Below are 17,782 nucleotides of genomic sequence, written 5' to 3'. Positions count from 1 at the left end.
TCGCCCCCTACATCACCGCGGGTTCGTGAGCGTCTTGTCCCGCCGCGCGGGCGTCCAACTGGCTGTACCAAATGCAGAAGATCATGACCGTCCAGACTTTGCGCGCGTGGTCGCCGTTGCCTTCGCGGTGGTCTCGCAGCATCTGACGGGCATAGTCCAAATTGAGCAGATGCCCGGCCTGGCTCTGTGCGAACAGCTGATCGACCCAATCGAACATGGGGCCGGCGAGCCACTGACGGTACGGGGTCGGGAAACCCATCTTGGGACGCTCCACGATCGCGGGCGGAACGATCCGCTTGACCGCTTGGCGCAACGCCACCTTCGTCTGCCCGCCCTGCAGGCGGTGTTCCACCGGTATCCGCTCGGCGATCTCCCAGACGCGTTTGTCCAGGAAGGGAACCCGCACTTCCAGGCTGTGAGCCATGGACATGCGGTCGGCTTTGACAAGGATGTCACCGCGCATCCAGGTGTGCAGGTCGACGTACTGCATGCGGGAAGTCGGATCGAGGTGAGCCGTCTCCTCCCACAGTTCGTCCGTCACCGAACGGTAGTGTTCGGCCGGGGAACGGAGAATGCCCTCCTTTTCGGCACCGGTGAAGATCTTGGCGTTACCGATGAAGCGGTCTTCCAACTCCATGGTGCCGCGTTCCAGGAAGCTCTTTCCCTTCACTCCCGAAGGAAGGGCGTGCGAGGCCCGATTCAAGATGTTCTTCGCACCCGAAGGCAGCTTGCTGATGGACTTCAACGAGTGCGGTTCCCGATAAATCGTATAGCCTCCGAAGAGCTCATCCGCACCTTCGCCACCGAGGGCGACCGTTACGTTCTCGGCGGCGGTCTTGGTCACGAAGTACAGCGGAACAATGGCCGGATCGGCCACCGGATCGTCCAAATGCCACACGATGCGCGGCAACTCCGCCATGACGTTCTGGAACGTCACCGGCGCGGGAATATTGCGGACGCCCAGTTCCGAGGCCGATTGCTGCGCCACGGTCAGTTCATCGGGAAGATTGGGATCGGCGTCGAGGCCGTCGAAGAACGCGGTGAAAGTCAGAATATCGGGATTGATCTCCCGCGACAGGGCCACGATGGCATTCGAGTCGATTCCGCTGGAAAGCAGGGCCCCCACCGGCACGTCGGAGCGCATGTGCATCCGCACCGAATCGCGCAGAGCCTCGGCGATCTCCTCATGCAGGGCCTCGACGTTTCCGACGGGCTTGGGATGGAACATGGGGCGGAAGTAACGTTGTGGTCGCATCTCCGCTCCGGGGCGGAACAGTGCGTAGTGCCCGGCCTCAAGACGCCGAATCGAACTGTGCATCGTTCCCGGCTCCGGTGGATACTGGTAGGTCACGTAGTGGCCGACCTGACGGGGATCGACGTCATCCCGGGAACCGCGTCCGGGCAGCGCCTTCTTCTCCGAGGAGAACCAGATATCGCTGTCTTCATAGGTCCAGTACAGCGGCTTGATTCCAAATTGGTCACGAGCGACGAACATCAGGTTGGCGTCGCGATCGTAAATGACGAAGGCGAACATACCGCGCAGACGTTGCAGAACGTCGGGCCCCCACGCCTCATATCCCGCCAGAATCACCTCGGTGTCGCCCTTGGTTTCAAACTCCAGACCGTGGCGTTCCATGAGCTCTTCACGAAGCTCAACGTAATTGTAGATTTCACCGTTGAAAGTAATGGTGTACTTGCCATCACCTCGGGTCATCGGCTGGTGTGAGGTATCGACGTCGATAATGGAAAGCCTCTGGAATCCCCACAGGACCGTATCCGCCGTTTCCTTGACGTCCGTCTCGTCGGGCCCGCGGTGGTGAATCAGGCCCAGATTCTCCTCAAAGCGGACCCGATCATTGGGCGCGTTCCGACCGATCTTCACCACGAAGCCACACATATTTCCTCCACAAATCGCTGGTTCTTCGCCTGGGGCACATATGGAGCCATGACGCAAGCGCGAACCTCGTCTTCACCCGAACAGCTCGGGGAGGGGCAGAGCTGATTCGCATTCTACAGTCCCACAGCGGCAAACACCGCCATACTACGCCCCAACGCGATCATCCACGCCACGGGAGCCCGGTTATACGCTCATATGCGGCTACATACTTGTCATGTGTCAGAGATACGACATGTGTGGGAATCTCGGGAACCTCATCGCCCGGTTGCCATCCGGTCGACCGAATCCAGTCGCGTACATTCTGTTTGTCGAACGAGGCCTGCCTGTGCCCTTCCTTCCATTCGGCGGCGTCCCAGAAACGCGAGGAGTCCGAAGTGAGCAGTTCATCGGCCAGTACCAGGCGATCATTATCGTCGAGACCGAATTCCAGTTTGGTGTCGGCGATGACGATGCCACGCTCCCATGCCGTCGCGGCACCCCGGCGGTAAATCTCGAGGGTGCGTTCCCGAATTCGTTCCGCCAGGTCAACGCCCACCGTCTCTCGCAAAGACGCGAAATCGATCGGCTGATCGTGTTCCCCGACAGCGGCTTTCGTGGTAGGGGTGAAAATCGGCTCGGCTAGCCGGGACGCTTCCATAAGACCTTGCGGAAGAGCGATTCCGCAGACCGAACCGGTCTTTTGATAATCGGCGAGACCCGAACCCGTGAGATAGCCGCGGACGATCGCCTCCACCGGCAACATTCGCAATCGCCGCACGCGGACGGCACGGCCGCGAAATTCGGGCGGCACGTCCTCGGCGGACACGATGTGGTTGTCGATGACGTCGGCCAACTGTTCGAACCACCACAGGCTCAGCTGCGTCAACAGTTTCCCTTTATCCGGAATCGGCGTCGGCAGCACGACGTCGTAGACGCTGACGCGGTCGGACGCGACCAGGATCAGATCGTCGCCGTCGGCGTAAACGTCTCGTACCTTGCCCTGGTGTACCAGTTCCAATGTGCCCTCCCGGCGATGCTCGTCCCGTTCTCCGTCACTCCATTAGACCAAGGCACCGATACATCCCACCTCAACGGACGAGCGCCGAGGACTCCGCTCACAGCGCAGGCACTGGTCTCCACAACCTGTATCGACACCCCGGCGCCGATCCCCTTTGAGCTGACGTTGCTCGATACCGGCAGGTAACAACGGTTCAAGAGCGATCCTAATCACGGTTAGGGCACAGACCTCCATCACTGTTTCGGGTTACGGTGGAGGGGTGAGTTCTCCAAAACCAGAACGCCGAATGCTACGGATCGAAGCCCGCAACGCCGAGACCCCGATCGAGCGAAAACCGTCCTGGATCAAGGTCAAGGCGAAAACCGGGCCTCAATTCAACGAACTGCGCTCCCTCGTCAAAAGCGAAGGACTGCACACCGTCTGTCAGGAAGCGGGCTGTCCCAACATCTACGAATGTTGGGAAGACCGTGAGGCCACCTTCCTTATCGGTGGCTCACAGTGCACGCGCCGCTGCGACTTCTGTCAGATCGACACCGGTAAACCGTCACCGCTGGACAAAACCGAACCGCTCAAGGTCGCCGAGTCCGTCCGGAAGATGGAGCTGCGGTACGCCACCGTCACCGGCGTGGCGCGAGACGACCTGGACGACGGCGGATCGTGGCTGTACGCCGAAACCGTACGTCAGATCCACTCCGCCATCCCCGGCTGTGGCGTCGAGCTTCTCATCCCCGACTTCAACGCCGAACCCGATCAACTGGCCGAAGTCTTCTCCTCCCGCCCGGAAGTGCTCGCACACAACGTCGAGACGGTTCCCCGGGTCTTCAAACGCATCCGCCCGGCGTTTGACTATGACCGGTCCCTCGGCGTCATCACCAAGGCCCGCGAGGAAGGCCTGGTCACCAAGTCGAACCTGATTCTGGGCATGGGCGAGGAGCGCCACGAGATCGAACAGGCCCTCCGCGACCTCCACAACGCCGGCTGCGAGCTGATCACGATCACGCAGTACCTCCGTCCCACCGAACGCCACCACCCGGTGGACCGCTGGGTCAAACCGGAGGAATTCATCGAGTTGTCGGATTTCGCCAAAGAAGTCGGCTTCTCGGGCGTCATGAGCGGTCCCCTGGTGCGGTCCTCCTATCGCGCCGGGCGTCTCTACAAGGAGGCCATGGAAGCTCGGGAACAGGCGGCCGCGTAAAATACACCTGACCTGTACGAAACTCCGATCCTGCCGCAGCCGGAGCGGAGTCGAGGACAGGGCGCGCCTGATCGGCACGGACTAGGCCGTGCCGATGGCTCCCCTCGCGCGATGAGCGACGATTCACCACCGTACGGGTGGCACGTATCGGGCTCGGCAGGCGATGATGGGAGTCCGTGACGGAACCGGCACATTGCCACAGTGAGGGGCATTGAACGCCAGGTTAAACGCCACGCGGCCGACACGACCACGAGAGACCTGACGTAGACTGGGATTATGGCGAAGCAACAGCAGAAAGAAACCTTTAAAGACAAACTGAAGACCATCGGGATGGCCATCAAGTTCACCGCCAAGCGGGACAAATGGTTCATGCCGGCCGAAGCAATCGCTCTGCTGTTGCCGTTCTTGGCCGTCGCCGCTTTGGTGGTGTTCGCAAGTTGGTCCCCCTTCTGGTTCGCGTCTTCATTCTTCATCGCACTTCTGGCAGCGTTGATCATTCTCAATGTGCGTACCCAGAAGGTCGTGGACAACGAGGCGGTCGATCAACCCGGAGCCGCCTACGCACTGATCCAGAACATGCGGGGATGGCACATCAAGGCGGGAGTCGCCGCAGTGTCGCAGACCCAGTTCGTGCATCGCGCTGTCGGAAAACCCGGGGTGGTCCTCTTGGCGGAGGGCGGCGGCAAAGTCCGCAAGCTTCTTGGGCAAGAGAAAAAGCGGCTGTCACGTGTCGTCGGCTCCACGCCGATCTACACCTTCATGGTCGGTGAATCCGGAAATGACGACATCTCGGTCAAAGAACTACGTAAAGCGATGCGGAAACTGCCACCCAACATTTCCAGCAAAGAGGCCAACCAGGTGGCCCGTCGTCTGGACGCCCTCGGGATGGGCATGAGCATGCCGAAAGGACCCATGCCGAACAGTGCGAACGCCGCCAAGGGCTCCCGTCGGGCCATGTTGCGCGGAAAGTAAATCCGTCGGCCGCACGCAGGACGTTATATGGGGGTGACCAACGCGGTCACCCCCATATTTACATCTTCCGGTGCGCTCGTGAACCCTTGGTAAGAGACCAGCCGACACGAGACTGGTTTGGTTTCCGCACCACAAACGTCTATGACCGATCGACAGAATGCGATCGCGCCTCAAACCTGATCGAGACGGACCCGCACTCCGCAGTACCGCGGTTGACCGGTCACGTGGCCGGATGGCTGATCAACGCCGATCGAGTACGACATCGCCGCCCGGCCATCACCGCTCGGTGCCGATGGGTCGGAATCGACCCCCGCTGCGAGCTCGCGACGGTCGGCCGCTAAAACATCCCACCGTCTTCGCGACGTCTCCGCCACCTTTCTTCCATGCGAGTAGTGAAGCCGTCCGGTTTGGGACCCTTGCTCGGTTTTGGAGCCGGACGACGGTTACCGTCGGTGTCTACCACTGACAGCTTGCCCGTCGAACCCTTGCGTTGTGTCCAGAGGGCGAACACCAGACCGCCGAACATGATGATCGCGCCGGTCAGCGTAATCCACAGTTCGCCGGAACCCGCGATGACTCCGCCGATCACAACGCCCAAACCAAGCAGGCTGATCAACGCCGACGCGATCAGCTTCTTTCGAGTCACCCGTGTCGGGTCATAGGCGCGTACCGCGGACGCGAATTGGGGGTCCTCCGACAGGTTTTGCTCGATTTCGTCGAAGATCCTTTGTTCGTGTTCGGAGAGCGGCATGGCACTCCTCCTGTAGCGTGTCGATCCAACCGGTTCACCAGTCGCTGATTGCCAACCTCGTACCACTGTGGCGGTCTCCGGTCGAAAATCAGTAACGTTCACCAAAAGGTTACCCCTTCAGTGGATATTTCAAGTTTACGAGGCTCAGGCATTAAGTGGAAGACACTTAACAAGCGAAATTTCCGCTCATTTCCTGCCATGACCCGATTTCGGCCTCAACGGCCCTAAATTAACAACACTGATGAAACCACTGCGAACAGGGTCGCCGTCTGCGCGGTTATCGTCATCGGTCACTACACCATCGCTGTTCAGCACCCCCGTGCCCACCTCGGATGTACCCCTCGGGCGGCGGGGTGAACTGCAAGGACATGCGGCAGCTCTTCCCCGCCTATGACCACATTATGCTCGCAACTCCGCCAATTCGGACGAGGTTTCCGACTTCCGGTCCGGACCGGAATGGCTCGGTTCCGTCCGTAGACGCCGTGGCCACCACGTACGCTCCCCCAACGCGGTGATAAGAGCCGGGACGAGCAGGCTGCGAATAATGAACGCGTCCACGACCACTCCCATCGCGACGATGACCCCGATCTGGGCGAGCGCCAGGATCGGCATGGTCGACAACACCGCGAACGTCGCCGCGACGACCAGTCCGGCCGAGGTGATGACGCCTCCGGTGGAGACAAGTCCGATCCCCACGGCCGACCGGGTTCCATGTTCGGGTACCTCTTCGCGAATCCGGTTGGTAAGGAAGACGGTGTAGTCCACTCCCATGGCGACGACGAACAGGAAACCGTAGAGGAAGAAGTCCGGTCCGACACCGCCGAGGCCCAGGAGCGGCAGGACGAGCGCAGAGGCTCCCACTGCCACGCCGAATGAGATCGTCGTGCAGATCGTCAGAATGACCGCTGCCGTCACCGCCCGCAGTAGCACCAGGAGGACCAGCCCCACGGCCAGGAGGATCAGAGGCAGGATCACATACAGGTCGGATACCGAGGCGCTGTAGACGTCCATTTGCGCGACCGCGTTTCCTCCCACGTGAGCGGTCAGACCTTCGGAGGCGATGGCGTCACGCAGTCGGTCGATCGTGACGGTCGCCGCGTCGCTGTCGGCGTCGGAACTCAATTCGGCTGACAGGTGTGTCCAACCGCCGCTGGACTCGCTTTCTCCGACCGTATCGATTCCGTTGGTTTCGGAGACGACGTTTTCTATGGCGTCGGCGTCACCGTCGCGGACATAGAGGTCGACGACGTCATGGGGAGTGTCCGGGTATTTCTCCGCAATCGTCTCGGCCGTCTGGACCGATTCGGGTTCGTTTCGCAGCGAGCCGAACTCGGCCTTGTTCGATTCGAGGTCGAGCCAGCCGAGTGTCAGTACGGCCAGGCCGACGAGGGTCGCGGCCGCTACCGTCTTCGGTGCGGAAGAGATGCCCCCGGACAGGCGCCGCCATAGTCCGACTCGCTCACGACGCGGCGTGGCGTGCGGTTTGATCGGCCAGAACAGCACCCGTTCGGGAATGCCCACCACAAGGGCGGGAAAGAGCGTCGTCATGGTCGCCACGGCGGCCATGACCGCTCCGATCAGTACCGGTCCGAGGGACCGGGTATTGGCCATATCGGCCAGACCGAGGACGGCCAGCGCCATGACCACTGTCGCCGATGACGCGACGATCGAGGGAATGGCTTTGCGCAGGGCTTGACGCATCGCTTCGGTTCGGTTGGGGCTGATGGTGACCTGTTCGCGGTACCGAGCGGTGATGAGCAGAGCGTAGTTGGTGGCGGCGCCGAAGACGATGACGGTGAGAATTCCGGTGTTCTGGGGAGTTACGGTGAATCCGGCGACGCCGAGGAGGTAGGTGACGGCGCTGGCGATCTGCGAGGCGACGCCGATGCAGACCAAGGGGATGACGAGCAGAAACGGCGATCGATACGACAATAGCAGCACGATCGTTACCACCGCCACGCTCATCATGAGCAGGGGACCGTCAAGCTGACCGAAGGCGGATTCCAGGTCGGCGCTGACGGCGACGGAGCCGGTGAAGGCGACGTCGAGGCCATGATCGAGATAGATCCGGTCGACCTCCTCTACCAGCTGCGCATGATGTTCGTCGGCCAGTTCGCCGTCCACCGGTAGATTCGTCAGAAGTGCGTCCCCGTCGGAGGACGGGCGTGCTGCGGTCGAACCGTCGGTCATCTCCGACAGATTGATCGCCTCGTCGCTCGCGTCGGTGAAGGCGGTTTGTTTTTCGTCGGTAATGCCGTCGGCATTGCGGTAGAGGACGACGAGCCCTTCGGTTCCATCGTCGAACTCCTCCCCCTGGATTGTGGCCGCCGCGGTGGAATCGGCACCGCTCGGTAGGAAATTGACCTGGTCGTCGGTCTCGACCTCACTGACCTTCGGAGCCAGGGCGATGGCGATCATCGCCAGAACCACCCAGGCGGCCATGGTCAACCACCGGCCCCATCGGCCCGCCGGGTTCAGGATGGTGGAAAAGGGTTTCACAGCGTTTCCTCTCGCATGATCGGTTGTTCCCTTCGAGAGTCGCCGATCGCAAAGGTGTTGGCATCGAAGCGTGGACGTCATTTGGCTACGCGCCTCGACGTAGTCCCATGCGTTTCCATCGGTTTTCCCAACGCGGTCGAGTGGAAACGCGAATATGGGGCGAGGTGTTAGACGGCGGGTACGTCGAGGCCCGCCTGATAGGCGATGGCCACCAACGCGGCGCGATCGCGGGCATTGAGTTTGGTGAGAATGCGCCCTACGTGCGTACGGACCGTAGCGGGGCTGATGTACAGCTGGTCGGAAATGTCCTCATTGGGTAGACCGGTGGCCACCCAGCGGAGGATTTCATGTTCCCGGTCGGTCAACTCCCCGAGCCGGGGATGTGGATTGCGGTGCCGTTCCGGGTGCGACGCGGAGTAGGCGTCGATGAGCTTACGCGCCACGGTCGGAGACAATAGTGAATCTCCCGCGGCGGCGAGCCGTAGGGCCTGCAGGATTTCGGCGGGGTCGGTGTCTTTCATAACGTATCCGGCGGCGCCCGCCCGCACCGCGTCGAAGATGTACTCGTCGATGTCGAAGGTGGTCATCATGACGACCCGAGTATCGTTCAGATCCGGTGTCTCGGCAATACGACGCAATACTTGAATTCCGTCCAGGCGCGGCATGCGAATGTCCAATAGCGCCACATTCGGCCGTAGCCGTCGGATCGCCTCCCACGCGGCCTCGCCGTCGGCGACCTCCGCGACCAGATCCAGGTCCGACTCACCCGCTATAAGGGTACTGAGTGCCATCCGGATGAGTCCTTGGTCGTCGGCCATCACCACCGTCGTGGGCATCGCTTTCCTCCTGACCGACTATTGCCGTGGCACCACCGCGTTGACGGTGAACCCGTCCGAGGACGCAGTGGTTTTCAGCTTACCGCCCACCGCATCGACTCTTTCACGCATCCCTTCGATACCGCGCCCGGATTGAGACGTGCGCGCATCACGAGCGGGGCCGGAATCGGAGATGTCGACGTTCACCTGGGAATCCCGGCAGGAAACCTTCACTCTCACCTCGGTGGCCCGCGAGTGGCGCAGTACGTTGGTCACCGATTCCTGTACGATCCGGTAGACCGTCGTAGTCACGACCGCCGAGACGTCCTCGGTGGGATCTATCTGCGAGACGACGTGCAGACCCGCGGCCTCCACCTGTTCGAACAGGGTCGGCAAATCCTCCATGGTGCGGACGGCCACCTGATCGGCGCGATCGCCTTCCCGCAGAAAAGCAACGGTTTGGCGAAGGTCCTGCAGCGCTGCCGTACTGGAATCCCGGATCGCCTCCAGGTGGAGACGCGGATCGCTCCCGGGTTTATCCAGCCGATGCAAAGCGACCTGCGCGTTCATGGTGACCACGGCGAGCGAATGCCCGACGACGTCATGGATGTCGCGCGCCAAATCCACTCTCTCCTGTGCTCGTTGACCGCGCCGTTCCGCTGCCGCGACCTGCTCACGCGAGCGCTGCGCTCCCCACCAGATACTCGCCGTCATGACGGGAAAGACCGTCCACAGAAGATAAATGGCGACGGCCCAGGCCAGTTCCAATTCTCCGCTTAGAGACACCGTCCACGCGCGGTCGATTGAAATCTTCAACGCCAGATACGTCGCCACGGTCAGGATGCTCAGCACCCACCAGGCGCGTCGACGCGACACGTTGAAGGCGTATGAGAAGACCGCGACGGTGGGCAGTATGAACACCGGCCCTATGGGATGGCCGAACCAGAGGTACATCCAGGTCGCCGCGCAAACGGCGACGGTAGACGCGGTCGGACGGCTCTGTCTCCAGACCAAGGGGAGCGCGGCAAGTGCGATGAGCGCGAAGGTCGTCCAGCGCAACGATCCATCGCCGTTGCCGTCGCTGGCGGGTATGGTCGCCACTGCGGTCACGGCGCCGAGCAGGAGCGCGAGCGCGCTGTCGCCGACGTAGGGCGATTGGAGCCGCCGCATTGTTCTATCCATCCAGTCGGGCTTGTTCACGCTTCCACTCTAAAGTTCCGTCACCGGCGGCGAATCGGTTCACGATCGTCACTCGTCTACGTCAGATCGCGTAGTGGACGAGGGAGGCTCTGGGGTAATGCGGCTGGCGGCGGTGATGGTGCCTTTCCCCCATTTGCCGACGACGGCGTCCATGGTTCGTTCGATGTCGCGCCAACCGTGTTCCGGTTCCCCGAGTAGCACCTGGCGTCCCAGGTGAGCGCTGGAACCGAGGTGGTCCAGGCGCACCCCGATCAGCCGCACGGGTCTGGTGACGTTGTCACGGGCGATTCCCAGGGCCGTGGTGTGAATGTCTTTACCGACGTCGGTGGCGACCGTCCGCATGCGGGAACGGGTGAGCGTGGTGAAGTCGCCGAAACGGATTTTGACGGTGACTCCACGTCCGGAGTACCCCGCTCGACGTGCCCGTGCGGCGACCTTTCGCGACAGGTCCAGCAGGATCGGTCCCCATTCGCGTTCGGTTTCGGCATCATAGTCGAAGGTGTGTTCCGAGCTGATGGATTTTTCGACGCGTTCGGTGGAGACGGCCCGACCGTCGTGGTTGTGGGCGAGGGCATGGAGGTGGTCGGCGGCGGCCCGTCCCACCGCGGAGCGGAGGCGTTCTGGGGCCATGGCGGCGATGTCGCCGACGGTACGCAGACCGAGTCGTTCGAGTTTGGCGCTGGTCTTCTGACCCACTCCCCATATGGTAGTGAGAGGTAGCGGGTGTAGAAAGCGCAGTTCCGTTTCCCGGGGCACGATTCCGAGCCCGTCGGGCTTGGCGTGTTCGCTGGCGAGTTTGGCGAGGAACGGGGTGGAGGCGATTCCGACGGTGCAGGTGAGACGGTGATCGGTTCGGATGCGAGCGCGTATTTCGCGCGCGATGTGCCCGGGGGTTCCGATGAGTCGGCGAGCGCCGGAGACGTCAAGGAAGGCCTCGTCGACCGAGAGCGGCTGAACGTGAGGTGTGTATCCGCGGAAGATCGCCATGATCTCTCGGGAGATGTCGCCGTAGGATCCGGTGGGTTTCATGAAGACGCCGTGGGGGCAGCGGCGGCGGGCGATGGAGGTGGGCATGGCGGAATGCACTCCGAAACGGCGGGCTTCGTACGAGGCGGCCGAGACGACTCCACGCGGGCCGAGGCCGCAGACGATGACCGGTTGCCCGCGCAGCGCCGGGTTTTTGACCTGCTCTACGGAGGCAAAGAAGGCGTCCATGTCCACGTGCATGATACCGAGGCCGTCATCGGGCAGGTCAGGTCCGATGTATTGGGCAGAGGCGTTCACGTCTCGATCGTAGCGCTCGCCCCCGACAGCGTTGTGTTAACCGTGGGTGGTCAGGTTTATCGTCGGGTGAACGACCAGAGCGGAATGTGCATTTCGGCGGCGGTCATGCCGCCGTGCTGGCCGATCAACGCCGAGACGGCGTCGGGTTCACTGTCCACACCGACGACGGCGAAGTCGTCGTGGCAGAGTACGACCAGGTCGCCTATCCGTGAGCGGTGACTGTCGGCGACGGGACCGAACCAGCCGAGGTCGATGGCTTCGTCGCGGGTGAGGATACGGCCCCGGGAGCCGATGTGTTCGTTCCAGGTGGCGGCGACGTCGACGGCGGCCTGGGGCGAGACGGTGTGGAGGTAGCGGGTGCGGGGGTCGCCGCAGACGGCCTGGATTCCGTCGAGAAGTTCGGGGTGCTGGTCGAGGTGCAGGCGCTGGTCGACGTTGACCATACCGTGGTCGGCGGTGACCAGTAGTGCCGCTGTCGGCGGGAGGGATTCGCAGATTCCTTCTACTGCTTGGGAGGCTTCGTCGACGGCTCCGTGCCAGGCGTCGGAGCCGACGCCGTACACGTGGCCGAGCGTATCGATATCGGAGAGGTAGGCGAATACGATCCCTGGCCCGGGTTCGCGGAGGGCTTCACGGACTCCGGTGATGATCTCGTCCGGCCGACGAGCGGGTATCCAGGTGCTTCCGGCGTATATGGCCTCGGAGAAGGGTTGATCGCGGAAATCGCCGTCGCAGACGATCGTGACGTCGACGTCGGAGTTCCGGGCGCGTTGCCCGATGGTGGGTTGCGGTTGCCAGCTGCGCGGGTCGGGGTCGGTGTCGCGATTCCAGTAGATGTAGGTGAACGGCTCGCCGTTGGTCGGGTTGAGGTTGGTGAACCCTAGGATTCCGTGTTCGCCCGGCGTGGTTCCGGTGGCCAGAGAGGCGAGTGAGATGGGGGTGGACGACGGGGAGGTCGCGGTGAGAGCACGCCAGGTTCCCAGTCGACCGGATTGGGCCTGCGCGAAGGTGTCGCTGGTCCGTCCGGCTTCCTCCCACAGGTGGTAGCCGAAACCGTCCAATAGGAGTATGACCAGCTTTTCCGGGTCCCCGACCTGTTCGTGGAGACCGATGCGATCGGATTCGCCGGGCACTCCCAACAGACTCAAGGCGGAGGGAAGTAGGTCCGACAGTGCCCCGTGGCCGTAGTGTGCCGTCAACTCGTCGTGGTGAGCCATGGGCGTAGTCTACCGTTCCCACAGGGGCGACGAAAGTAGCTCGTCACCGTATGCTGCGCCGTTGAATCGGTTTGCGCGCCAAGAGATGGAGTCGTGAGGCGATGTCTCGGAACGGAACCCGCGCTGCGACGGTGCGTTCCAAGTCCATCAGATCGGCGGGTGAGTCGGCGTCGCGGCCGGAAACGGCGATGGGGAGGTAGTCGTCCACTACGCCGACTCCGTGTACCTGTTCGGTGACCAGACCGGCGGATCCGACCAGCGCGGTGAGGGTCGCCGTCTCGTAGCGATGTCGCATCACGTCGTCGGAACCGTTCGTGCCGTCACGATCGTGCAGTATCCGTTCCGCCGCTCGGAACTGTCCGCTCAGCGTCTTGGCCAGGACCATGGCCACCCGATTGGCGACCAGGAGCGACACGGCCCCGCCTTCCACCACGACTGAGGCCAAGGCTTCCAGTGCGACCTCCGGATCGTCGACCGATTCCAGAACGCTGTGGCAGAGAACCAGGTCGGCGCTCTCGGCGGGTACCACATCGGCGAGCTCGTCCATGTCCGCTTGCAGGGCGTTGATCCTGTGCTCCACTTCGGCCTCTTCGGCCCGTTGCGCCAGCGACGCCAGAGCGCTTGCCGAGGGGTCGACCACGGTAACGTCATGTCCCAGCCGGGCGAGCGGTACCGCGAAGGCCCCCGACCCGCCCCCGACATCGATGATGCGAGCCGAACGGCCGTCGACGTCGGCCAGATATCGATCGAGCTCGCGAGATAGAACCGACCAGACCACCGCCGCGCGACCGGAAGCGACGCCGCCCTCACCTTCGAGGTCAATCACCTGACTGCTCACCCTTCCAAGATTCGATCGGGCAGGAGCGAAACCGGGGGCGCTCCCATGGTGACAATGAGATCGCCGTCCCGTGCCAGTTCCAGGGCTCGACGGGGAACCTCGTCCCATTCCGGCTCGAACACCTTCGCCTCGTCCGGCAATTCCACCGCATCGAGGAGGACGTCACCGCCGTTGCCCTCGGGAATGTCCTCCCCGGGAGCGAAGATTTCCATCCCGACGACCGCGTCCGCACCCGACAGGGCTTCGGCGAGCTCAGGGCGCATTTGGATGGTGCGATAACCTCGATACGGTAGGAATACGACGATCAGCCGCCCTGGTCGCGCCGCCTCTTTCAGCGTCGCGATGGCCTCCCGCATGGATGTGGGGTGATAGGCGTATTCGTCGTAAACGGCCACCCCGTCAACGGTGCCGCGTTTTTCAAAACGGCGTTTCACTCCGCTGAACGCCCCGATGCCTTTGGCGATGTCGGAGAACTCCATCCCGATGGCAAGTCCAGTGGCCACCGCGGCGGCGGAGTTCAAGGCAATGTGCTTCCCCGGCATCCCCATGGAAACCGTACCCAGATCATGGCCCTGATACGACACGTCGTAGTGGATCCCGTCGCGTCCAGAGGTCACATTGGACAATGTAACGTCGGCGTCGGCCGATACTCCATAGGTCATCACCCTGCGGCCTTCCCGGCGCAACGCTTCCGCCAAAGCGGCCGTACCGGCGTTGTCGGCACACACGATCGACACCCCTTCGGGGTCGGTATGGCGTGCAAACCGGGCGAAACCCTCTTCCAGCGCCTCCATGGACCCGTACACGTTCAGATGATCGGCGTCGATATTGGTCACGACCGAGATGAACGGCCGATACCGCAAGAACGATCGATCCGACTCGTCGGCTTCGGCGACGAAGTACTCCCCCTGACCGTGACCACCGGTATAGGAATCGATCATTTCCCCGCCGTTGACAAAGGACGGATCCAGACCGGCGTGCGCCAGCATCTGCACCGTAATCGCGGTGGTGGTGGTCTTCCCATGCGTTCCGGTGACGACAATGGATTTACGGCCGGTCATGGCGGCCGCCAGCGCCTCCGATCGATGCATGATCCGCAGCCCACGTTCCCGGGCCGCGCGGATCTCCAGATGATCGTCGTTGATGGCCGTCGAACGCACCACGGTGTCGACGCCGTCGAGATTGTCGACACCGTGACTGCGGTGCAGAGTCAAACCCTGCCGCTCCAACTCGGGAAGATTCGGCCAATCGGTCAGCTCGGCACCGCTGGAGGCAATACCGCGAGTGGCGTACAGGCGTGCCAGCCCGTTCATGCCCACCCCTCCGACACCTATGAAATAAACGTGCCCGAGGTCTTCTGCGGTCAGACCGTCATCGATGGGTGATGCCAGGTTATTGGGATCGTTGGCCATGTCTTATCGGTTTATCGCTTTCAATGTGTACTGACGTAGTGCTTCGTCGCCGTCCCTACGTCCAAAGCCCGCAGAGGCGTGCGCCATCGCCTGTAGTTTATCCCGGTCGATCAGCAGCGGCACAAGTTCCTCCGCTACCCAGTTAGGACTGAGATCCTCATCATCGCAGAAAATCGCCCCGCCCGCGGCCACCACGGGGCCGGCCGTACGGTACTGTTCGCGGTTACCCCACGGCATGGGAACGAAAACCGTGGGCAAGCCCAACGCCGTCACCTCCGCGACGGTCATCGAACCGCCACGACCGACGACCATGTCGGCGGCAGCGTAGCCCAACTCCATCTCCTTCAAGTACGGAAGCGTCACATACGGCAAGGGAAGGTTCGACGGCACCTCCACCGGCTCGTCCCGACGGGCACCGATGATGTGCAGAACCTGAATTCCATTGGCCGTCAGCGCGGGAGCGGCACCGCTGATCGCCTGATTGATGGAACGCGCCCCCTGACTACCACCGTAGACGAACAAAGTGGTGGCATTGGGATCCAGACCGAAGTGCTCACGGGCACGCACACGCATCGCATCGCGGTCCAGTTGTGAAATCGCCGGACGCAGGGGAACGCCCGTGATGGTTCCCTCCGCCAGAATCGGATCAACCTGCGGAAGATGTGGGAAACCGAGAGCCAGATCATCGGTCAACTTCAACCCCAGTTTATTGGCGATCCCCGGCGGATCGTTGAATTCGAAGATCACCGTCGGGGTCTTGCGACGCCACGCCGCCAGATAGGCCGGAACGGCGACGTATCCCCCGAAACCGACGATAGCGTCGGCCTCTACCTCATCCATGACCGCACGCGTCGCCCGCATGGCCTTCAACATGCGGGGAGCGGTCAACAAAAGATCCATGTTTATCTTACGAGGCAACTGATGCGCCGGGATCATACGCAAATCGTAACCCGCATTGGGAATCAGATCCCCTTCCAAGCCCTTTTCGGTGCCCAGGCAAGTAATTCGAATGTTCGGATTGTGACGCCGCAAGCAATCCGCAAAAGCCAACAGAGGGTATATGTGCCCGCCAGTGCCTCCACCCGCGAGGACGATCGAGTTAAGTTCTGTCACGGTGTTTCCTTCTATAATTCCGTTTCACCGGGCCGCCTCACTCCACAGTGCTTCGCCGAACGGGACCGGACCGTGTCCCTCACCGAGGCACGCTGGAACGCCACGGGCGAGACCCGTCCCGCCAATCCCATCCTATGTTCCTCACCGGAAGTAGGGGCGAGCGGCGCGGGATCGTTCAGAGTGGCGAACGTGGTAGTTGCGATTTTCCACGACGCGTACCCAACACGTTCGCCGTCAATGTCGACGTGACTCCTCCGCCGGAAGCGGTGGGAGCGGTGCCCACAGAAGTCGACTCCACCGAGAGGGGTTACGCGCTCGCAAAGTGCGGGCCGCCTCCGGTTCGGCGCGGGCAAAGCCCGCCAACATGCCCACCGCACCCAGCACGACCACCAACGCCGTACCGCCGTCGGAGATGAACGGCAAGGGCACTCCGGTGATGGGGATCAGACCCAAGACCCCTCCGATGTTGATGAACGTCTGCGCCCCGATCCAGATGGTCACCCCGCCGGCCACCAGCGAACGGAACTCGTCGTCACTGCGGCGGGCAATCCGAAATCCGGTGTACAGGAACAGTCCGAAGAGCCCGAGAATGATCAGGCACCCCACCACTCCCAACTCCTCGGCAATGAGGGCCAGAATAAAGTCATTGTGCCCGTTGGGCAGCCAATCCCACTTCTGTCGACTCTCTCCCAGTCCGACTCCAAACCAACCTCCGTCGGCGATGGCATAGTAGCCCTGTACGGCTTGGTAGCCGATCGTATCCGAGTAATCCGAGGAATTGCGAAACGACATCAGACGCTCCATCCGCCTTCCCTCCATAAAGATCAGAATGACGGAGGAGGCCAAGGCCAGCGACATGATAATTCCCAAGAACCGCAAGGGAACGCCGGAGTTCCACAGGAGCCCCATAAAGATCGATACCAGAATCAGCATCGTACCCAGGTCCGAGTAACCGACCACGATCAAGACCAGACCGGTCAGAGGAAAGAGCGGGAACGCCAAATCCTTCCAGCTGACGATACGACCGCCCAGTCGCACCAGGATGTCGGACACCCACAGCAACAAAGCGAATTTGGCGAACTCCGACGGTTGCAACTGAACCGGACCGATGTGAATCCAACGGTCGTCGGTTCCGATCGTCTCGCTGCCCTGGTCGGGAAAGAACATCAACGCCAAGCCGATCACCAGTGACAGGACCAACAGTGGGCGGGACAGAGCTCGATAGGTTTTAGCGGGCAACCGCTGCGCCAGCCAAAAGGCCACCACACCGACGAGCGCCCACGACACTTGCAGAATGATGGCGTTGAAGGCGTTTCCGTAGTCGTCATAGGCCTTGACCATGGTCGCGGAGAAAACCATGACCAGACCGATGGCCAACAACAGTGCCGACGACGTCAACAGCAGGTAATACGATGCCAAGGGGCGATTCAATAGGCCACGCAGCGAGGAGAACAGGCCCGTTACCGTCGCACCACGTCTCTCGTCCGACGCTTCCTCACGCGGCGTCCGCGTCGAGGTGCCCTGTTCTCGCACTCGTTCCACCCACTCATTCGTCTACTAGCCACGACTTACGAACGCCTGCGGAACCTCGT

General features: G+C 62.1%; 14 protein-coding genes. 2 read left to right on the top strand and 12 right to left on the bottom strand.

Features of this window, described 5'->3' with window-relative positions; all coding sequences use genetic code 11:
• Positions 1–7: 7 nt before the first annotated feature.
• Together asnB and HALAL_RS0111930 are read right to left on the bottom strand one after the other, a co-directional pair.
• Positions 8–1,885: an asparagine synthase (glutamine-hydrolyzing) gene (gene asnB, locus HALAL_RS0111935; RefSeq protein ID WP_169732448.1), complete on the bottom strand. Its 1,878-nt coding sequence runs from the start codon at positions 1,883–1,885 to the stop codon at positions 8–10.
• Between the two features lie 172 nt (positions 1,886–2,057).
• A complete protein-coding gene (locus HALAL_RS0111930) occupies positions 2,058–2,894 on the bottom strand; it encodes a phosphoribosylaminoimidazolesuccinocarboxamide synthase (protein WP_025274226.1) in 837 nt (278 codons plus the stop codon).
• Between the two features lie 286 nt (positions 2,895–3,180).
• Between HALAL_RS0111930 and lipA the strand changes: the two genes are divergently transcribed.
• Complete coding sequence (gene lipA, locus HALAL_RS0111925) at positions 3,181–4,089, top strand: lipoyl synthase (RefSeq protein ID WP_342670478.1); 909 nt, start codon at positions 3,181–3,183, stop codon at positions 4,087–4,089.
• Between the two features lie 276 nt (positions 4,090–4,365).
• Positions 4,366–5,061 (top strand): DUF4191 family protein, encoded by a 696-nt coding sequence (locus tag HALAL_RS0111920; RefSeq protein ID WP_025274224.1) that lies wholly within the window; start codon positions 4,366–4,368, stop codon positions 5,059–5,061.
• Positions 5,062–5,398: 337 nt separating this feature from the next.
• On the opposite strand, the gene HALAL_RS0111910 is transcribed toward HALAL_RS0111920, so the two are convergent.
• The 10 genes from HALAL_RS0111910 to HALAL_RS0111865 form a co-directional block, all read right to left on the bottom strand.
• Positions 5,399–5,812, bottom strand: coding sequence for a DUF3040 domain-containing protein (locus HALAL_RS0111910; RefSeq protein ID WP_025274223.1), 414 nt, complete (start codon positions 5,810–5,812; stop codon positions 5,399–5,401).
• 399 nt (positions 5,813–6,211) lie between these two features.
• Positions 6,212–8,311 carry an MMPL family transporter gene (locus HALAL_RS0111905; protein ID WP_025274222.1) on the bottom strand — a complete coding sequence of 700 codons (2,100 nt, stop codon included), beginning with the start codon at positions 8,309–8,311 and terminating at the stop codon, positions 6,212–6,214.
• A gap of 167 nt (positions 8,312–8,478) precedes the next feature.
• Positions 8,479–9,147, bottom strand: a complete 669-nt coding sequence (locus HALAL_RS0111900) for a response regulator (protein WP_025274221.1) — start codon at positions 9,145–9,147, stop codon at positions 8,479–8,481.
• A gap of 18 nt (positions 9,148–9,165) precedes the next feature.
• Positions 9,166–10,326: a sensor histidine kinase gene (locus tag HALAL_RS0111895; protein WP_084471991.1), complete on the bottom strand. Its 1,161-nt coding sequence runs from the start codon at positions 10,324–10,326 to the stop codon at positions 9,166–9,168.
• A gap of 48 nt (positions 10,327–10,374) precedes the next feature.
• Entirely contained in the window at positions 10,375–11,553 is a 1,179-nt protein-coding gene (dinB, locus tag HALAL_RS0111890) for a DNA polymerase IV (protein ID WP_084472102.1), read from the bottom strand.
• 113 nt (positions 11,554–11,666) lie between these two features.
• On the bottom strand, positions 11,667–12,827 hold the full coding sequence (locus tag HALAL_RS0111885; protein WP_025274218.1) for an alkaline phosphatase family protein: 1,161 nt from the start codon (positions 12,825–12,827) through the stop codon (positions 11,667–11,669).
• 43 nt (positions 12,828–12,870) lie between these two features.
• Entirely contained in the window at positions 12,871–13,653 is a 783-nt protein-coding gene (locus tag HALAL_RS0111880; RefSeq protein ID WP_025274217.1) for a methyltransferase domain-containing protein, read from the bottom strand.
• Between the two features lie 8 nt (positions 13,654–13,661).
• Positions 13,662–15,077: a UDP-N-acetylmuramate--L-alanine ligase gene (murC, locus tag HALAL_RS0111875; RefSeq protein ID WP_029767845.1), complete on the bottom strand. Its 1,416-nt coding sequence runs from the start codon at positions 15,075–15,077 to the stop codon at positions 13,662–13,664.
• A 3-nt stretch (positions 15,078–15,080) separates the two neighbouring features.
• Complete coding sequence (locus tag HALAL_RS0111870) at positions 15,081–16,190, bottom strand: UDP-N-acetylglucosamine--N-acetylmuramyl-(pentapeptide) pyrophosphoryl-undecaprenol N-acetylglucosamine transferase (RefSeq protein WP_025274216.1); 1,110 nt, start codon at positions 16,188–16,190, stop codon at positions 15,081–15,083.
• A gap of 234 nt (positions 16,191–16,424) precedes the next feature.
• Entirely contained in the window at positions 16,425–17,732 is a 1,308-nt protein-coding gene (locus tag HALAL_RS0111865; RefSeq protein WP_025274215.1) for an FtsW/RodA/SpoVE family cell cycle protein, read from the bottom strand.
• Positions 17,733–17,782: the final 50 nt, after the last annotated feature.

It is taken from the genome of Haloglycomyces albus DSM 45210 (assembly GCF_000527155.1).
Lineage (GTDB): Bacteria > Actinomycetota > Actinomycetes > Mycobacteriales > Micromonosporaceae > Haloglycomyces > Haloglycomyces albus.
The sequence above is the reverse complement of the archived record's forward strand: the minus strand, read 5'-3'. Positions and strand labels throughout refer to the sequence as shown.